Below are 18,474 nucleotides of genomic sequence, written 5' to 3'. Positions count from 1 at the left end.
TCAATGCCCCACGGGAAAGGCAATCGGCGCCGAACGGGCCAACCCGCCCCGACACTTGAGCACGCGCAATTGCGCAGGCCTGGCATCGATGGCGATACGCAGGGCCGCAGGCGATGGGTTGATGGCTTCGTTGATCGAGCGGTAAGCAAACGCCAGGGTCGAGCCGGTTTCCGCCGCCACCTGCAAGCGCCGCAGCGCCCGGTCATCAGCCTTGTGCGGCCAGCACAGCACCGCACCGCAACTGCCCGAACGCAGGCATTGTTCCGCTGCCCACAGTGCATCGCGCTCGCTGGCCTGGATGATCGACAACTGGCGCAAATCGACCCCGGCGTTCTGCCAGGCCTGGGGATACGGCACGTAAGGCGGTGCCACCAGCACGATACGTTCACCCGCTGCCGACAGCCGCGCCAGCGCCGGCCACACCAGTTGCAACTCACCTACGCCCTGCCCGGCCAGGAGGATTTCCGTCAATGCCGCTTCCGGCCAACCGCCCGTGGGCAACGCCGCGTCCAGCGCGGCATGCCCGGTGGGTTGCGGGCTGACAGCCGGTGGCGCAGGCCGGCCCTTCCAGACCTGGCCGCCATTGAACAGCGTGTCCAACGCAACAACGGCGCCCATCACCCTTGCCTCACCAGACCGCAGAACACCCCTTCGATGGCCAGGTCCTGACTGGCCTCGACGATGATCGGCTTATAGGCCGGGTTGCGCGGCAGCAACCGGACAAGGTCGCCGACCCGCTCGAAACGCTTGATGGTGACTTCGCCGTCGAGCCGCGCCACGACAATCTGGCCATTGAGCGCCTCGGGATTGCGGTGCACGCCCACCAGATCGCCGTCGAGAATGCCGTCCTCGATCATCGAATCACCCTGGACCCGCAGCATGTAGTCCGGCACCCGCGAGAAGATCGACGGATCGAGCAGCAAGCGGCTGTGTACCTCGGCATCGGCTCCGATCGGCGCACCCGCCGCCACCCGACCGAGTACCGGGATGTCCAGCAACTCGGGCCGCGCCGGTTGCCCGAGCAAACGAATGCCCCGGGCCTGATGCGGGTTGACCTCGATAAAACCGGCCTCGGTCAGCGCCAGCACATGCTTGCGCGCCACGCTGCGGGAGGCGAAACCAAACGCCTCGCTGATTTCAGCGAGGCTCGGGGACTGACCGTGCTCCGCGATTCGATCGCGGATAAAGGTCAGGATGGCGGTACGGCGGGGGGTTAGAGTCGTCATGGAGTACATTTGTACTCTTTCGGCATTTTCCTGGCAAGGATTTGCAGACGACGTGTAGGAGCTGTCGAGTGAAACGAGGCTGCGATCTTTTGACGTTGCTTTTAAAGATCAAGATCAAAAGATCGCAGCCTCGTTTCACTCGACAGCTCCTACAGGGAAACCACGTCGTCATTCAAGCCACGAGACACCAGAAACCCTGCGATGTAATCGATGAAAGCCAGCACTTTCGCAGTTGCCCGCCGATGACTGGGGTACACCGCCAGGATGTACGAGCCGAAGCTGTCCGGATCGATGGCGTAATCGGCCATCACCCGCACCAGCCTGCCATCGGCCAGATACGGCGCGGCACTCCACAACGGCGTGTGCAGCAAGCCGCGCCCGGCCAGCGCATTGGCCAGCAACAGGTCGTAATTGTCGCTGCGCAACCGTGGCGACTGCGTTAGCGGCAGGCACAAACGCTGGCCGTCGCGCTCGGCCCACCAGAATTCGCGGCTGAGCAACGGATGCCAATAGAGCAGCCATTCGTGGTCATCGAGGGTGTACGGAGTCACCGGCACCGCCTTGCGCGCCAGATACGCCGGGCTGGCGCACAACGCCAGCCGATTGCTGCCGACAACGCGAGCAATCAACCCCGGCAAGTCGTCATGCCCCTCGCGCAACGCCAGGTCGTAGCCGCTTTCCAGCAGATTGACGAACTCATCGCACAGGTCCACTTGCAGGTTGATCTGCGGGTATTGCTCCAGAAAACCGCCGCACACCTGATCGAGAAAAGCCTGACCGTACGCCAGCGGCGCGGTGATTTTCAGGTTGCCGCGCAGGCCATGCTGCAACTGCTCGATTTCCTCGCCGGCCTCCTCCAGCCGCTGCAAGACTTGGCGCGCGGTCTCCAGATAAAGACGCCCCGATTCGGTCAGCAATATCCGCCGGGTGCTGCGCTCGAACAACCGGGCGCCGAGCTCCGCTTCCAGATGATTGACCGCTTTGGTCAGGGCCGACGGGGTCTTGCCCAGTTGCTCGGCGGCACGGCTGAAACTACCCAGCTGCGCCGTGACCACGAACATTTTCAATGCACCCAACTTGTCCATTCTTTTTCCATTCAGGCAAAAACGTTTTTCGTGAGCGAGGCGTTCTGCTGGCCGTGACAAGCCACTAATCTGGCCATCAGACGCAATAACAAGGAAACATTCAATGAAAAGATTCATCCCGAATCTATTGATGGCCGCCGTCAGTTTTGCCTCGATGGAAGCCATGGCAGCGGCCGATCTGGTGCTGATCAATGGCAAGATTTTCACCGCCGACCGCGCCCAACCGAAGGTGCAGGCGCTGGCGGTACAGGACGGCAAGGTGCTGCAAGTCGGCAGCGATGCGCAGATCAAGGCCCTGATCGACTCGGGCACCAAAGTCGTCGACCTCGGCGGAAAAGCCCTGATGCCCGGCCTGATCGACAGCCATTCCCACGCGGTTTTCGGCGGCCTGGAAATGGTCTCGGCCAACATGGAAGACGAGGTGGTCGACCTCGACGAACTGGAGAAACGCCTGAAAGCCTGGCGCGATGACGGCAAGGCGAGGCATGGCGATGTGTTGAGCGTGGCCGGCATGAGTTCGACTTATTGGGCCCAGGCCGAAGCCTTCGGCAAGAAATTCAACAGTGGCGAATGGGCCAAGGTGCCCGTGGTGTTCACCGGCAGCGATCACCACACCGCGTGGGCCAACAACGTGATGCTCGAACGCGCCGGGATTGATGCGGCGCTGCTCAAGTCATTGCCGGACGCCGAGAAAGACACCATCGGCAAACTCGCCGACGGCAGCCCCAACGGTTTCCTGGTGGACGCCGGTTGGGATCGCGTCGCCTCGAAGATGCCGGTGCCGAGCGCCGCCGACATGTTGAAAGCCGCGCAATCCGCCGTGCGCTACAACAACAGCCTGGGCATCACCGCGTGGATGGACCCCGCCGCCAACGCCGCGCCCGGCGAGCCGGTGTTCGCGCTCAAACCCACAGAGAAGACCGTCGGTGTGCTGCCGGTGTACAAGGCGCTGGCCGAAAGCGGCGGCATGAGCGCCCACGTCGCCGCGCTGCTGGTGGCCAATTCGAAAAGTGTGCCGGCCGATCTCGATACTCTGGACAAGGTCCGCCAGCAATTCCAGGGCATCCCGAACCTGACATTGCCCGGTATCAAGATCTTCGCCGACGGCGTGATCGAATACCCGGCGCAGAGCGCGGCGATGATCGATCCGTACAGCAACTCGCACAAACAGGGTGAACTCCTGATCGATCCGAAGCATTTTGGTGAACTGGTCAGCGCCATCGATCAGCGTGGCTGGCTGGTGCACATCCACGCCATCGGCGACCGCGCAGTGCGTGAGTCGTTGAACGGCATCGCCCAGGCGCGCAAGGATCGTCAGAGCGGCGTGACCCACTCGATCACCCACCTGCAAATGGTCAATCCGAAAGAGTTCGCGCGGTTCAAGCCGCTCAACGTCATCGCCTCGATGCAACTGCTGTGGGCCAGCGCCGACGAGTACACCCTGGACATGATCAAGCCATACGTCAGCGCGCTTGCCTTCCGCTATCAGTACCCAGCGCATTCGCTGCTCAAACAGGGCGCAACCATCGCCGGTGCCAGTGACTGGGCGGTGTCCTCTCCGAATCCGTGGAACGCCATGGCCCAGGCCATCACCCGCGAAGGTCCGCTGGGTGTGCTCAATGCTGATGAACGCATCGATCGCGAAACGATGTTCTACGCCTACACCCTGAACGCTGCGCGCACCATCGGCCTGGAGAAGCAGATCGGTTCGTTGAGCCCTGGCAAGCAGGCCGATTTCATCGTGCTGGACCGCGACGTGTTCAGCGTCGACAACAAAGCCCTGCACGACACCCAGGTGCTGCAAACCTGGTTCGCCGGTCGCGAAGTTTACGCACCGACTCTCTAAGAAAAATCAGCATTAACCCCTGCCCGCCCCTCGCGTTATACGCCGGGGTTCGGCGCAGCCTTGCCGCAAAAAACTGCCCATAACAATCACAATAACGGGACGCACCCCATGAAAGCTTTCACCCTGCTCGCCCTCGGATCCTTGAGTCTGCTGCCCTTGAGCACCCAGGCCCTGCCCTTGAATGATGACTTTGCCCTGCTGGTCGACCTGACCCTGGCCAGCGACTACCGCACCCGCGGCATTTCCCAAACCCAGAACGACCCCGCCGTGCAGGCCGGTTTGACCTTGGCGCACAGCAGCGGCCTGTACCTCGGTGCATGGAGTTCAAACGTCGATTTCGGCGGTGGTTTGAAGACTCGACAGGAAGTCGATTACTACGCCGGCTGGCTCTGGCAAGCGACCGATGCGATCAGCCTGGACCTTGGCTATCTCAAATACGCTTACCCCAAGGAAAGCCAGTTCAACCAGGGCGAGACCTACGCCATCCTCAACGCTTATGGCGTGAAGCTGGCGGCCTATTACTCGGCGGATGCGCCGGGCATCGACAGCAAGCAAAGCTCGCTCTACAGCTACGTTGGCTATGAAACCGAGTTGCCTTACGACACAGGCTTGAAGCTGCGATACGGCAACATGGACTTCAAGGATCCGCACCTGTACGCGATGTCGGGCGAAGCCGAAGACTCGTACCGCGAATGGGAAGTGAAACTGACGCATGAACTGGCGGGTGTGATGCTGGGGTTGAGTTACATCGATACCGATCTGTCGAAAAGCCAGTGCACCAGCAATTGGGGCTTCGACGATGTGTGCAGCGCCACGGTGGTAGCGAGCATCAGCAAATCCTTCTGACAACCACTGCCCCCTGTGGGAGCGGGCTTGCTCGCGAAGGCGGTGGGCCAGACGACATCAATGTTGACTGACACAACGCCTTCGCGAGCAAGCCCGCTCCCACAGGGTATTCAGTCGTTCTCAAGGGTGAGTTGTGCCAGGTAGGGCCACGGGTAGATGCCGCGTTCGTGGCCGTCGCTGAAGATCAGTTGCAGGCCGTACCCCTGCTGGTTGAGTTCAATCACGCGGATGCGCTCGTCGACTTTCACTGTCAGCCCCTGCAGCCGAAACGCCCGGCATTGCGAGCACGGGCACTGACGGCGCAACTCAGCATGGCCCAGCAACTGCTCACGACCGTCCGGCCAGTTCAATCGCAGCTGTTGTTGACCTTGGGAATTACCAATCGCCACCGGGTTCATTGCAATTGACTCAAGGCAATGCGCACGGCTTTGCGCACTTCCGGGTCGCCGTCGTCCTGGGCGGCCTGCAAGGGTGCGATGGCGCCTTTATCGTTCAGTTCGCCGAGGGCCAGCGCGGCTTCCTTGCGCAGGTTGCTGATGCGGTGGCCGAGAGTTTCGATCAGGGCGTCGAGGGCCGGGGCAAAACGCAAACGGCCGAGGCTGCGGGTGGCGCGCAGGCGGACTTGCCAGTAATCGTCGCTCAAGGCTTCGACCAGGGCGGAACCGGCATCGACGTGACCGACCTTGCCCAAGGTGGTGGCGGCTTCTTCGCGCACTTGCCAGGCGTGGTCCTGCAAGGCTTGGCGCAGCGCCGGCAGCACTTGAGCATCGGAGGCCAGGCCGAGGGCGCCGGTGGCGGCGCGGCGGACTTCGGTGTCCGGGTCGTCGCTGGCCAATTTCGCCAGGGCTGGCAAGGCATCGAGCTGTTTGAGCCAGCCAAGCACGCCAACCGCTTCGCGACGAACGCCGGCGTCTTCATCGTTCAAGGCGACGACGGCGACAGCGGCGGCATCGGGAAAGCGCAATTCGCGCAAGGCCCTGAACGCGGCAATACGCACGCTGATCTCGGCATGCCCGGTCCACGGCAGAATTACCCTGCCCGCCGCCTCGCTCTTGAGCAGACTGAGGCTTTGCGCGGCGGCAGACTGCACCGCCGAGGATGGATCGGTCAGGGCCTGGCACAGCGCTTCGACCACCGGTTCGTCCTCCCAGGCTTCGAGCAAGCGCGCGGCTTCGGCGCGAACTTCTTCGGTCGGGTCTTCGGCCAGACGATTGACCAGCCACAGCAGGCCATCCGGCTCTTCGAGGTCGGCCAGTTCGATCAAGGCAATTCTGCGCACGCCGGGATCTTCGTCCGTGAGGCGCGGTTGCAGGGCGAGAATGTCGTCGTTGTCGGTTACATCGAATAGAGAGGTCATAGGGCAAATCGCGGCAGTTTGTTTTCAGGAGGAAGTCCGAGAGGGTTCAGGCGGGGTAACTGCCGACCGTCTTCGTGACGCAGTAATTCGAGGCAATGACGCTTCAAGCGGGAGAACTCGTGGCTGGTGACCAGTTCGGTGGTGCGTGGCCGCGGGAAGTCGAGGCGCAGGTCTTCGATGATGCGACCGGGGCGCGAGCTCATGACCAACAGGCGATCGGCGAGGAACAGCGCTTCGTCGATGTCGTGGGTGACGAACACCACGGTGGTGCGAATCCGCGTCCAGATGTCCAGCAGCAGTTCCTGCATGTTCAGCCGGGTCAGCGCGTCGAGGGCGCCGAAGGGTTCGTCCATCAATAACAGGCGCGGACGATTGATCAGCACCCGGGCGATCTCCACCCGTTGCTGCATGCCGCCGGAGAGCTGATCGGGCCAGCGGTCTGCGAAGCCTTCCAGCCCCACCAGCGCGAGGATTTCATCGGCGGCTGTGTGGCGTTCGGCTTTGCCGATGCCACGCATTTTCAGGCCGAAGGCGACGTTATCGCGCACGGTGCGCCAAGGGAACAGGGTGTGGTGCTGGAAGACCATGCCGCGCTGGGGCGATGGACCCGATATTTGCGCGCCGTCGACTTTCAGTGTTCCGGTAGATGACTGCAGATGCCCGGCCAGTGCGCCGAGCAAGGTCGATTTACCGCACCCGGACGGCCCGAGAATGCAGACGAATTGCCCCGGTTCGATCTGGCAATCGAGGCCTTGCACGGCTTCGAAAGCGTGCTGGTTTTCGCCGAGGACGATGGACAGTTGGCGGATGTCAATCCGCCCTTCAGGGGTTTGCATCACGCTCATCAGGTTTTTCCTCGTGGTCGGTGCCACGGCGTGAACAGCCCGCCGAGACGCTTGATCAGCAGGCTGCTGCCCATCCCGAGTACGCCGATCAGCAACATGCCGACGACGATGTCGGCGTAGTTCTGGATGGTGTAAGACTCCCAGGTGTAATAACCGATGCCGTACTGGCCAGAGATCATTTCCGCAGTCACCAGGCAGAACCACGAGGTGCCCATGCCAATGGCGAGGCCGGTGATGATGCTTGGCGCCGCGCCCGGCAGGATCACCTCCAGCAGAATCGCCCGGCGCCCAGCCCCAAGGCTCTTGGCCGAGGCAATCAGGCGTGGGTCGACGCCTTCGACGCCGTGCACGGTGTTGAGCAGGATCGGGAACAGCGCGCCGGTGAAGGTGATGAAAACCATCGACAGTTCTGAGGACGGGAACATCAGAATGGCCAGGGGAATCCAGGCCACGGCGGGGATCGGGCGCAGGACTTCCAGGGGCGGCAGCAGTAAATCCTCGGCCCATTTCGAGCGGCCGATGGCCAGGCCCAGGGCTATGCCGATAACCAGCGCCGCGAGGTAACCGGCGAAGACCCGGCTGAGGCTGCTGCCTAGGTGCTGGGCGAGCTTGCCGGAATCGCCGAGGCCGAGTGCGGCTTCAATCACGGCCACCGGCGTCGGCACGTTGGCGAAGGTCACCAGGCCGAGGTTCCAGTGGTGGCTGGCGGCGAGTTGCCAGAATAGAAGGCAGAGCAGCAGCGAGGCGGCTCGGGGGATCCAGCGTGAAAACATATATCACCTCTGATCGTTCCCACGCTCTGCGTGGGAATGCATCCCGTGACGCTCCGCGTCACATCTAAAGCGGACGCAGAGCGTCCATTGAGGCATTCCCACGCAGAGCGTGGGAACGATCTATAAATCAGCGGGTGGCAACGGCCTGGTTGGTGGCGTCGGTGAAGTCGAGGACTTTGCCGCCCTGGGCCGTAGCAAATTGTTGGGCCTGGCCTTTGAGCAGGAATGCACTGAGGCGGCCCTTGGCATCACTGGCAAACCACGCCTGATCCGCCAGCAGTTTGATCCCGCTGTCACTCGCCTGGGCATACACCGCTCGGATGTTTTTGCCTTCGGATTTCAAACTGGCCAATGCAGTGAATGCCGACTCCGCCGAGGCGTATTGCCGGACCTTCGGCTCGCCACGCACCCAGATCTCGGCCACATGGCTGAAGTCGGTGATGGCGTTGCCGCTCAATGCATCCGTCGCTTTAAGTGGTGTCTGTGCGTAGTTGGCCAGTTGCGCGGTGTAGTCCAGATTCGACGCCTTGAACGCGGCGCGGATGTATTGGTCGTCAATAAAGGTATTGAGATCGAGACCGCGATCCGCCTTCTTCAACAGCTTGAGGGTGTCGATCGCGGTGCCCACGGCCTGACGGTATTCCGGCTTCCAGCTGAGGTCGCGGGTCTGCACGCCGAGCGGGCCGTAGAACAAGTAATTGACCTCGGCATCGACGCCCGTGACCTTGGCAATCAGCTCGCTGTATTTCTCGGGCTCAGCGGTCAGCAGTTGATTGGCTTCAATGCTTGCGCGCAGGTAAGCGACGACGATTTCCGGGTACTTTTTCGCGTAGGCCTGATCCACCAACGCACCATGAAAGGTCGGCGCATTGGCCTGGGAACCGTCGTAGATCTTGCGAGCAAAACCACGGCTCGGGAACAGTTCCGCGAACGGCACGAAGTCGGCGTGAGCGTCGATTTTCCCGGCCTGCAATGCCGAGCCGGCGACTTCCGGCGGTTGGGCGATGATGTTCACATCCTTCAGCGGATCCCAGCCTTGTGCCGCGACGGCGCGCAACAACATGCCATGGGCGGTGGACGCGAACGGCACGGAAATGGTCTTGCCTTTCAATTCGGCCAATGACTGCACGCCGGAGGCACTCGGCACCACGATGCCATTGCCGCTGCCCTTGATGCTGCCCGAGAGCACACTGATGAACAGGCTGTGCTTGCCGGCGGTTTCGAACGCCACACCGTTGAACGAACCGGGGAAATCGGCCATGGCGCCGAAGTCGAGTTTGCCGGCGACCATTTCGTTGGTCAGGGGCGCGCCGCTGGTGAAATTCTTCCACTCGACTTCGTATTTGGCGTCCTTGTATTGGCCGTCGTGGGGCAGGTATTTGTCCAGCAGGCCAAGCTCGCGAATCAACAGACCGCCGGCGGCGCAGTTGATCGTGGTGTCCTGGGTGCCGATGGCAATGCGGATGGTTTCGGCCGAGGCCGACAGGGTGAATGAGGCCAGTACCAGACCGGCGAATGCTGCACGCAGCGATGTGGGCAAAGACATGGTGAATCCCCTCGAATCATTTATAGGATGTTCGTCTCCGCCACGATCAGGGCGTGGTGGGAAACGAGGGGTGTTTTGAAGCAAGCGTCCGGGGGTGGCCGGGTAGCGTTTTATGTTGTCTGGGCTGGCCTCTTCGCGAGCAAGCCCGCTCCCACATAGGAACTCGATCAACTGTAGGAGCCGGCTTGCTGGCGATGGTGTGTCAGCCAAGAAGATGTCAAATGACACTCCATCGCCAGCAAGCCGGCTCCTACAGGGTCGGTGTTCAACGTAAGAGGTACGGGATTTCGACTTTCACGGCACCGGTCGGGCAGTCCTTTTCACATGGCATGCAGTACCAGCATTCGTCGAAGGCCATGTAGGCCTTTTGCGTGGCCGGGTTGATCGCCAGCAGGTCCATCGGGCAGACGTCGACGCACACGGTGCAGCCTTTGTGGGCGATGCAAAGGTCCTCGTCGACCGTGACCGGCGCGTTGGAGCGGAAGAAGATTTCCTGGGGTTGATAGGCCATTTCACGGTTCTCTCTTTTGTAATACTCAGGCCGCAAACGCGCCGACCCGCAGCCGGTCGTAGGCCTGCATTTCTTCGGCGTCGAGCGGGATGATGTAAGGCTCGACGGCTTTCTTGAAACTGGTCATCTGGCCGTCGTCGCCCTTCTTCAAATGGCAATGGCAGAACCAGTCGCTGTCGTTGCGTTGCGGGTGATCGACCCGATAGTGGTAAAGCCCCCAACGACTTTCAGCGCGGAACAAGGACGCACGGGCAGCCATTTCGGCGCAGTCGCGGATCATGCTGACTTCCATGGCGCGCATCAGTTCGTGGGCGTTGTGGGCCTTGATCTGATCGAGGTCGCGCTGGATATCGCTGAAGCGTTGCAGGCCGATTTGCATCTTCTTGGTCACTTTCGGCGGTTGCAGGTAATCGTTCACAAAGCGCCGCAACTTGTATTCGACCTGGGCTGGCGGCAGACCGTGTTCGCGATCCAGTGGCGCGTAGACCCTGAGTTTTTCCGTTTCGATCTGCCTGGCATCGACCGCTGAAAACTCGCGACCGGCGACAAAATCCGCCGCGTTGGTACCGGCAAACCAGCCATAAGTGAACGCGCCGAGCATGTAGTTGTGCGGCACCGCCGCCATGTCACCCGCCGAGTACAAACCCTTGACCGAGGTCTCGGCCTTCTCGTTGACCCACACGCCCGATGCCGAGTGGCCGCTGCAAAAGCCGATTTCGGAAATGTGCATCTCGACCATCTGCGTGCGGTAGTCGGTGCCACGATTGGCGTGGAACTGGCCGCGGCTCGGGCGTTCGTTGCTGTGCAAAATCTCTTCGATGTTCTGGATGGTTTCCTCGGCCAGGTGATCGAGTTTGAGAAACACCGGGCCGTTGCCGCTTTCGAGTTCCTGGTGGAATTCCCACATCATCTGCCCGCTCCAGTAGTCGCACTCGATGAAGCGTTCACCCTTGTTGTTGGCGGTGTAGCCGCCCAACGGGCCGGTGACGTAGGCGCAGGCCGGGCCGTTGTAATCCTTGATCAACGGGTTGATCTGGAAGCATTCGAGGTTCGCCAGCTCGGCGCCGGCGTGATAGGCCATCGCGTAGCCGTCGCCGGCGTTGGTCGGGTTTTCGTACGTGCCCATCAGGTAACCGGAAGACGGCAAGCCCAGTCGCCCGGCAGCACCGCAGGCGAGGATCACCGCTTTGGCCTTGATCACATGAAAGTCGGCAGTGCGGCAATCGAAGCCCATCAGGCCGTTGACTGCGCCCTCGTCGTCCGTCAGCAAGCGGGTGCAAACGACGCGATTGGTAATGCTCACCCGTGCCCGTTTCAACTGGCGGTACAGGACTTTCTTGATGTCGTGCCCTTCCGGCATCGGCAGCACGTAGGCGCCCATGTGGTGGACCTTTTTCACCGCGTAGTCGCCGGTCTCGTCCTTCTCGAACTTCACGCCCCAGCGGTCCAGTTGCTCAATGGTTTCAAAGCTGTGGGTCGCGTAGGCATACACCGCCGCCTGGTTGACGATGCCGTCGTTGGCGATGGTGATTTCCTTGGTGTACTGCTCGGGCGTCGAGTGGCCGGGAATGATCGCGTTGTTCAGGCCGTCCATGCCCATGCTGATCGCGCCGCTGCGCTTGACGTTGGCCTTGTCGATCAGCAAAACCCGCAGATCGCGATTGCGCTCCTTGGCCTTGATCGCCGCCATCGGGCCAGCGGTGCCGCCGCCAATGACGACGATGTCGTATTCCTGTTCAAGCGTCCTTCGAGTCATGCCTGCGCCCCTTTTTGCCGGTCAATCCGCAAGCGGTACTGGAAGGCATCGCCGCGGTAGTAAAGGTGTTCGAAATCCACGGGAACGCCTGCGGCATCGTGGGTCAGGCGCTCGATGCGCATGATCGGCGAACCGGCCTCGACGTTCAGCGCCTGGGTCAGATCGCTGTCGGCCAGCACCGCGTCGATGGCCAGATCAGCATGACCGAGCGCCAGGCCGCAGTCGTTTTCGAGGATCAGGAAGATGTCGCGGGTGACCAGATCGGCCTTCTCCAGCCGTTCGCCGATGGCTTTGGGCAGGTAGGTGATTTCCAGCGAGATCGGCTCGCGGTTGATCAGCCGCACGCGTTTGATCTGCGCCACGGTCTCGCCTTCTGCGACCTGTAAGCGCTCGGCGACGAGCTTGTCGGCGGGGATGAATTTGAAGCTGCGCAGGCGGTTGATCACCTCATAGCCGCGACCGGTCATGGACTCGGCCAGGCCTTGCAGGGTGCTGACGTTCTGGAAGGTTTTCGGCTTGGCGACAAAGGTGCCTTTGCCGTGAATCTTGAAGATCAACCCTTCCTTTTGCAGATCGCCCAAGGCTTGGCGCACGGTGATGCGGCTGACTTTGAACAGCGCGCCGAGTTCGCTTTCGGAAGGCATCTGGCTGTCTTGCGGGTATTCGCCGTCGAGGATGCGGGCACGCAGCACATCGCGCAGTTGCGTGTGCAGCGGGATGCTGCTGAGGGATAGAACGTTATCGGTCATGGCAGATCACTTGTTATAACGAGTTATGACGTGATCTTAGAGAGGCGGCGTGGGGATTGAGAAATACTGAATAAGCATAAGGTTAGATTCACAGCCAACCGCAAACCTTTGTAGCAGCTGCCGAGCAGCGCGAGGCTGCGTTCGGCGACGAAGTCGTCGTAAAACCTGCGCATGCGGTCATCCTGATGCACCGCGTGGCCTGATTTCACGACGACTTCGTCGCCGAACGCAGCCTCGCGCTGCTCGGCAGCTGCTACAAGGGCTCCGGTTTCGGCAGTGAGATTGCCTGGCTTTAGGTGCGCTTTAGGATCTGGTCCATCACCCAGTCGGTTTTCAGCGCGTGTTCGGCCACTGCGGGATGCTGCGCCTCGCCCCGGATGTGGGCGTTCATGCCCAGCACGTGATGCCACTGGATGTGCTCGTGATGGGCGATGTGCAGGCTGAGGTGTTCATCGGCTTCAAGCTGCACCGGGTGCTCATCGAACACCGAAAAACTGATCCGGCCCCGGCTGCCGATCAGCTCGACCCGGTCTTCGCGGCGATCTGCCACAAAATTCCAGCAGCCCATGCCCAGTGCTCCCGAAGCGAACCGCCAACTGGCGCTGACGGCGTCTTCGGCGGCATACAAACCCGCCTGCCGCGCGGTGAAACCGGCGACTTCGACGATATCCCCGAGCAGATACTGGAACAGGTCGAAGCCATGACTGGCCAGGTCAGCGAAGTAGCCGCCACCGGCAATGAGCGGGTCAGTGCGCCAATTGTCGGCGCCACCCAGATCGTTCGGCGAAGGCGCCTTCGTCAAGGTCCAGGTCAGATGCCGCACCCCGCCGATGCGCCCTTCCTCCAGCCACTGCCGCACTTGCTGAAAGCGCGGCAGCGAGCGTCGGTAGTAAGAAACGAACAGGTGCAATCCGGCGTCGGCGAAGATCTGGTGCATCTCGCGGCTTTGCCCGGCATTCAGCGACATCGGTTTTTCGACACAGCAATGCTTGCCGGCCGCCGCGACCATCAAACTATAGGCGTGGTGACTGTCGGGAGGCGTGGCGATGTACACCGCGTCCACCTCAGGATCATTGATCAGGGCCTGCGCGTCGGTGTAAACCCGGGCGATGCCGTGTCGTGCGGCGTAGTCGGTGACCGCCTCCAGCCGCCGCCCCATCACCGCCACCAGCGCCGAGCCGGGCGCCTTGTAAAAGGCCGGCCCGCTCTTGCGTTCGGCGACACTGCCACAACCGATCATGCCCCAGCGTACGACGTCCATGTTCTCTCCTTGGCCCTTAGCCGATGCGCAAGGCGCGCAGGTCCAGATGACCGTCCTTGAGCGGCGGGCACCAGTAGTAGCCGCCGGTGATCGGGCGGCTGATGCGGTACAAACCGTCGGTGATGCCGTCTTCCAGTCCGCTCATGCGTCGCAGTTGGGCTTCGAAAGCGTCGAGGGAAAACCCGAACGCCAGGAACATCAGGCCCGCGCGGTCACCTTCGATCCACGGCATCGAGCGCCGGACCACGAACGCTTCGGGGGCGAAGCTTTCCTGGGCGGTGCGTTTGACGTGGGCAGAAATCGGCGCGTCATCCAGCTCTTCGTTATCGCTCAAGCGACGGCCCATGATGTTGTCCTTTTCATGGGATGGCATCGCGTGGAAACCTTTCAGGTCGTGCTGCCATTGCTGGATCGCGGCGAAGCTGCCACCGACCAGGCCTTCAGCGCCTTCACCCAACAGCGCGGCAGCCACGGCGGCTTCGTCGTGCGGGTTTTCGGTGCCGTCTTCGTAACCGGTCAGGTCGTGGCCGGTCATGTGGCGGAAGGTTTCGTTCATCTGCACCAGGCGCAGGGCCGGGGCCAGCGCGGCTTCGATGGCGTGGCTGCGATTGAGCAACTCGCCTCGGTCGACGCCATGCAGCCAGCACCAGAGCGCGTGTTGGGTCGACGGGTTGTCGACGCCGACACCGGTCAACGCTGGAAACGGTCGCAAGCCATCGATCTGCGCGTGCAGCGCCTTGACCAGGGATTCACCAAAGCCGACCACCGCCGATTTCCCGTCCACCAGTTGCATCAAGTTATCGAGCGCGGCCGGTAGTGCATCGGCAGACTCGAGAGCGAAGAACATATGACGGGCTTGAGGCGGAACGGGGGTGGCGAGAATGCCCGGCTGGTAGTAACTCATATGAACTCCTTAAAAAGAGCGCGGAGTTTAACCGGGGAACGGGATTTTGTGTGCACCGACCTGTAGCAGCTGCCGAGCAGCGCGAGGCTGCGTTCGGCTGCGCAGCAGTCGTAAACCCTATGGGCAAAGTATTCCTGACACACCGCAGTGCCTGATTTCACGACTGCTGCGCAGCCGAACGCAGCCTCGCGCTGCTCGGCAGCTGCTACAGGGGACTCGTTGAGAGTGGGGCTTCATTGCGGAAGGCGCTCGGGCTCATGCCGGTCCAGCGCTTGAAGGCCCGGCGGAAGCTGCGCACGTCGCTGTATCCGACTTCTTCGGTGATGCGCTCGATGGACAGGTCCGGGTTGGCCAGCAGGCTCATGGTGCGGGCCTGGCGCACTTGCTCCAGCAGCGTTTCGAAGGTCAGTGCATGTTCGGTCAGGCGGCGGCGCAAGGTGCGGCTGCTCATGTTCAGGTCGCCAGCGATCTTCTCGATATGACTGCCCTCGGTCAGGTCCCGGGAAATCGCTCGCTCAACGGCCTGGATCAAGTCCATCTTCTGATGAACCTGCGCCGCTTCCAGTTCAAGCAATTTGATCGCCTGACGCAGCGCCAGGGAATGGTGATTGGGCAAATGCACGTCCAGCCAATGGGCGGCGATCACCATGCGGTTTTGCCGGCAACCGAAACGCACGTCCGGCCCCAGCAACCGCTGATATTCACTGAGATAGTCTGGCGCCGCGTGCATGAATTGCACCCCCATCGGCTTGAAATCGGCGCCTACCAGTGCCCGGCCGTACACCAACAGGCTGGCGAAAAACTCCTCGACTGCAAACAACTGCACGTCAGCAAACGGCAAGCGGCATTCGACGTCGACAAATACCCGATCACCCGCCTCCTCCACGCTCGACACCACGATGCCGCCCGAAGTGTGTTGATGCCGGATGCCCAGCGCAAAGGCATCGCGCAGAGTCTTGCACAGCGACAGCACATGCCCGAGCAACCCGAGCGTGCCCAGCACATTCTGCGCACCCACCCACAAACCCAGCCCCTGATTGGGCAAGACCTTGAGGGCGCGCTGGATCATGGCCACGGCTTGCCGATAGGAAATGCGTTGCGCAGGATCCTGGAGATCGTCAAGGGTAAAACCCAGGCCTCGGCAAAGGCTGTCGGGGTTGACGCCTTTTTGCTCGGCGACTTCGGCCAGGGTTTGCAACAGAAAAGGCGACACCAGCGCCAATTCAAAGGTGGGATCGATAACTTTTATCTGCATGGGGCTAGACATTCCGGATCAGGCTGCATTCTTATTTTTGTTACCGGTTATGTCGAAGGAAGTTAGCACAGGGTTTAAAGGCTGTCCGCAGAAGTCCCCCTAATGGCCGCCAATACCCTGCCCCGCATGGCACAGACAGCTTATTTCTAGGGTGCGGCCTGCGTGTGGCCGCCGGTTCGCCCGCTAACAATAATAATGAGTACACACATGAACCCGACCCGCACGACATTTCCCCTGTTGGTCATCAGCCTGACCGGCGTCTGCGCCCTGCAACCGGCACTGGCCACCGAAACCGGCGTGGACAACATTGGCCCTGGTACCGACGGTTTTTTCATGTTGCCGCTGGAGGTCGACAGCCTTCCGGACAACATGGTTGTGTTCAACCTCTACTACAACCACTACAAGTCCACGAAGCTGAACATCAGTTCGCTGGGCGGCAAGGTGCCGAATGTCGAGATCGAATCCACGGCGGTTGTCCCGCGCCTGGATTACCTCAGCCCGGTGCGCATTTTTGGCGGTCGACTGGCGGGCTACATCGGCCAACCGTGGCTGAAACAGGAAGTCTCGGTGTTCGGCTTGCAGGACACCCGTGAAGGCATGGGCGACACCACCTTCGCGCCGATCATTCTATGGGACATGGGCAAGAACCTGACCCTCGGCGCCGCCGTGGAAATCACCGTGCCGACCGGCGAATACAGCGTCGATCGCCTGGCCAACACCAGCAACAATTTCTACACCTACAAACCGCTGTTCTCCTTCACCTGGTTGCCGACGGAAAGGACCGAGGTGTCGATGAAGACGACGTACAGCTTCAACGAGAAAAACAAGGACACCGATTACAAGTCGGGGCAGATTTTTCACTTCGATTATTCGGCGAGCTACAAGATCACCGACAACCTGATGCTGGGGCTGAACGGCTACTACTTGAAGCAGACCACGGATGACAAGCAGTTCGGCAGGACCGTGCAGTTCAATGGCGAGGACGTGAATGACGGCGTGCGCGGGCAAGTGTTCGCGATCGGGCCGGCGTTGCACCTGACCTTCTTGAAGTACGCCAGCGCGGAGATCCGCTGGGCCAAGGAGTTCGATGTGGAGAACCGGCCTGAGGGCGAGATGCTGTGGGCGAAGGTCAGTATTCCGTTTGCGTTCTAGCGATTAGATCGTTCCCACGCTCTGCGTGGGCATGCAGCCCGGGACGCTCTGCGTCCCAGAGCGGACGCGGAGCGTCCATTGAGGCATTCCCACGCGGAGCGTGGGAACGATCAGTCACCAAAAATTGTTCAGGAGTAAACGGGCCAGGTGTCGACAATCCGCCCACCCCGAACCGCCAACAAATCCCCAAACTGCAACAACACCGACTCAGTCTGGGTCGGCCGCAAAAACACCTGATCCTCAACCCCAAACCCCACCGCCGCCGAGCCATTCACCATCTCCTGGTTCGAGCTGCGCCCATACACCCCGTTACTCTGCAACCCCGAAGGCGATTCAAACTCCGCCATCCAGTTACCGCCATAAATAAAGAAAGTCTCACGCTGATTCGTGTCCCACCACGAAAACAACCTCGACTTGCCGTCCAGCGCCGGAATGTTCACCGCACCCGTGCTTTTCAACACCGGCGTCGCGATAAACGCCGCCGGTACATGCTCCACCAGCGACGGCAAATCGTAGTGCGTCGGCTTGAGCATCGCCGTGCCCACCGACACTTCGCTGCTCAGGCTTTCCTGTTCGTGCATGCGATAACTTGGGCTACCGGCGGTATTGAATGTCAGACCTTCACGCCACAGCCCCGGGAATTGCTGACGGGTGAAATCGACGCAGCGGTTGTAAATCAGCATGACCTTGGCAAACAGTTCCTCGGGCGAACCCAGAATTCCCGGCACACCCATGCCCACGAATGGGTCGTAGCCCATGAACCCGGCGAACTCCAGGTGCTGCGGGTTCGCGCTGATCAGCGTCAGCATCTGTCCGAGCACCGCCAGATCACCGACACCACCGCGATGCAAACCCACGTCCAGTTCGATGTTCACCCGCAATCGCGTGCCCAAACCCTTGGCCAATGCCAGGTACTGCTGCAAGCGCTCCGGCGTATCGAGCAGCCATTGCAACTGCTTCGACGGGTCGAACGGTCCTGTATGCGACGTGTAAAACAACTCGGCCGAACGCACCGGCAGCGGCTTGCCCAGCAAAATGTCGGCCTGGGGAAACTGCACCGCGTCATGGTTGAGAAACGGCTGGTGAAACGACATCAAGCGTTGGGTGCCGGTGCGCTTGGCGATGTAGCTCAACAGCCCCGGTGCCGGCAGTGATTTCTCCACCAGACGCAGCTGCTTGCCGCCGCGCTTCACCGACAGCATGACAACATCGATGTTGTGATCGAGGCGGTCCAGGTCGATCAGCATCACCGGCCGCATCGGCCCGTAGGCCTTGAGCTCATCGTTCAGCGCCCGGAAATAGTCGCTGTACGGACCGCCCCGGTCACTTGGTCGCAGCCACGCGCCAACGCCCGCGAGCAAG

The 18,474-nt window shown here is 61.3% G+C and carries 18 protein-coding genes; 3 read left to right on the top strand and 15 right to left on the bottom strand.

What is annotated here, in order from left to right:
• From imuA to ACA072_RS12910, 3 genes are all read right to left on the bottom strand, one after another.
• Positions 1-618 carry a translesion DNA synthesis-associated protein ImuA gene (imuA, locus tag ACA072_RS12920; protein ID WP_033061610.1) on the bottom strand — a complete coding sequence of 206 codons (618 nt, stop codon included), beginning with the start codon at positions 616-618 and terminating at the stop codon, positions 1-3.
• Entirely contained in the window at positions 618-1,235 is a 618-nt protein-coding gene (gene lexA, locus ACA072_RS12915; RefSeq protein WP_497624644.1) for a transcriptional repressor LexA, read from the bottom strand. The genes imuA and lexA overlap by 1 nt, the downstream gene beginning before the upstream one ends.
• Positions 1,236-1,375: 140 nt before the next feature.
• Complete coding sequence (locus ACA072_RS12910) at positions 1,376-2,311, bottom strand: LysR family transcriptional regulator (RefSeq protein ID WP_497624643.1); 936 nt, start codon at positions 2,309-2,311, stop codon at positions 1,376-1,378.
• A gap of 103 nt (positions 2,312-2,414) precedes the next feature.
• Here ACA072_RS12910 and ACA072_RS12905 point away from each other — a divergent pair, with 103 nt between their 5' ends.
• Together ACA072_RS12905 and ACA072_RS12900 are read left to right on the top strand one after the other, a co-directional pair.
• Positions 2,415-4,157 carry an amidohydrolase gene (locus tag ACA072_RS12905; protein WP_497624642.1) on the top strand — a complete coding sequence of 581 codons (1,743 nt, stop codon included), beginning with the start codon at positions 2,415-2,417 and terminating at the stop codon, positions 4,155-4,157.
• A 108-nt stretch (positions 4,158-4,265) separates the two neighbouring features.
• Positions 4,266-5,003 (top strand): TorF family putative porin, encoded by a 738-nt coding sequence (locus ACA072_RS12900; RefSeq protein ID WP_497624641.1) that lies wholly within the window; start codon positions 4,266-4,268, stop codon positions 5,001-5,003.
• A 110-nt stretch (positions 5,004-5,113) separates the two neighbouring features.
• On the opposite strand, the gene ACA072_RS12895 is transcribed toward ACA072_RS12900, so the two are convergent.
• From ACA072_RS12895 to ACA072_RS12845, 11 genes are all read right to left on the bottom strand, one after another.
• The gene (locus tag ACA072_RS12895) at positions 5,114-5,401 is read right to left on the bottom strand and encodes a DUF971 domain-containing protein (protein WP_497624640.1); all 288 of its coding nucleotides are present in this window, start codon (positions 5,399-5,401) and stop codon (positions 5,114-5,116) included.
• On the bottom strand, positions 5,398-6,360 hold the full coding sequence (locus tag ACA072_RS12890) for a HEAT repeat domain-containing protein (RefSeq protein WP_497624639.1): 963 nt from the start codon (positions 6,358-6,360) through the stop codon (positions 5,398-5,400). Before ACA072_RS12890 ends, ACA072_RS12895 begins: the two co-directional genes overlap by 4 nt.
• Entirely contained in the window at positions 6,357-7,205 is an 849-nt protein-coding gene (locus ACA072_RS12885; RefSeq protein ID WP_497624638.1) for an ABC transporter ATP-binding protein, read from the bottom strand. Before ACA072_RS12885 ends, ACA072_RS12890 begins: the two co-directional genes overlap by 4 nt.
• Positions 7,205-7,978: an ABC transporter permease gene (locus ACA072_RS12880; protein WP_497624637.1), complete on the bottom strand. Its 774-nt coding sequence runs from the start codon at positions 7,976-7,978 to the stop codon at positions 7,205-7,207. The genes ACA072_RS12885 and ACA072_RS12880 overlap by 1 nt, the downstream gene beginning before the upstream one ends.
• A 127-nt stretch (positions 7,979-8,105) precedes the next feature.
• Positions 8,106-9,524 (bottom strand): ABC transporter substrate-binding protein, encoded by a 1,419-nt coding sequence (locus ACA072_RS12875; RefSeq protein ID WP_497624636.1) that lies wholly within the window; start codon positions 9,522-9,524, stop codon positions 8,106-8,108.
• A 265-nt stretch (positions 9,525-9,789) separates the two neighbouring features.
• A complete protein-coding gene (locus tag ACA072_RS12870) occupies positions 9,790-10,035 on the bottom strand; it encodes a 4Fe-4S dicluster domain-containing protein (protein WP_007946457.1) in 246 nt (81 codons plus the stop codon).
• A 25-nt stretch (positions 10,036-10,060) separates the two neighbouring features.
• A complete protein-coding gene (locus ACA072_RS12865; protein WP_497624635.1) occupies positions 10,061-11,791 on the bottom strand; it encodes a fumarate reductase/succinate dehydrogenase flavoprotein subunit in 1,731 nt (576 codons plus the stop codon).
• Positions 11,788-12,540 carry a GntR family transcriptional regulator gene (locus ACA072_RS12860; RefSeq protein ID WP_497624634.1) on the bottom strand — a complete coding sequence of 251 codons (753 nt, stop codon included), beginning with the start codon at positions 12,538-12,540 and terminating at the stop codon, positions 11,788-11,790. The genes ACA072_RS12865 and ACA072_RS12860 overlap by 4 nt, the downstream gene beginning before the upstream one ends.
• 292 nt (positions 12,541-12,832) lie before the next feature.
• Positions 12,833-13,801, bottom strand: coding sequence for a Gfo/Idh/MocA family protein (locus tag ACA072_RS12855; RefSeq protein WP_497624633.1), 969 nt, complete (start codon positions 13,799-13,801; stop codon positions 12,833-12,835).
• 16 nt (positions 13,802-13,817) lie between these two features.
• Positions 13,818-14,705 carry a Dyp-type peroxidase gene (locus ACA072_RS12850; RefSeq protein WP_497624632.1) on the bottom strand — a complete coding sequence of 296 codons (888 nt, stop codon included), beginning with the start codon at positions 14,703-14,705 and terminating at the stop codon, positions 13,818-13,820.
• Between the two features lie 205 nt (positions 14,706-14,910).
• The gene (locus ACA072_RS12845; RefSeq protein WP_497624631.1) at positions 14,911-15,960 is read right to left on the bottom strand and encodes an AraC family transcriptional regulator; all 1,050 of its coding nucleotides are present in this window, start codon (positions 15,958-15,960) and stop codon (positions 14,911-14,913) included.
• A gap of 207 nt (positions 15,961-16,167) precedes the next feature.
• On the opposite strand from ACA072_RS12845, the gene ACA072_RS12840 reads away from it, so the two are divergent.
• The gene (locus tag ACA072_RS12840; protein WP_497624630.1) at positions 16,168-17,112 is read left to right on the top strand and encodes a SphA family protein; all 945 of its coding nucleotides are present in this window, start codon (positions 16,168-16,170) and stop codon (positions 17,110-17,112) included.
• 128 nt (positions 17,113-17,240) lie between these two features.
• Here the strand turns inward: ACA072_RS12840 and ACA072_RS12835 are convergent, their stop codons facing one another.
• Entirely contained in the window at positions 17,241-18,449 is a 1,209-nt protein-coding gene (locus ACA072_RS12835; RefSeq protein ID WP_497624979.1) for a DSD1 family PLP-dependent enzyme, read from the bottom strand.
• Positions 18,450-18,474 lie beyond the last annotated feature (25 nt).

The sequence above is a fragment of the Pseudomonas sp. LBUM1656 genome, from assembly GCF_059716065.1.
The sequence above is the reverse complement of the archived record's forward strand: the minus strand, read 5'-3'. Positions and strand labels throughout refer to the sequence as shown.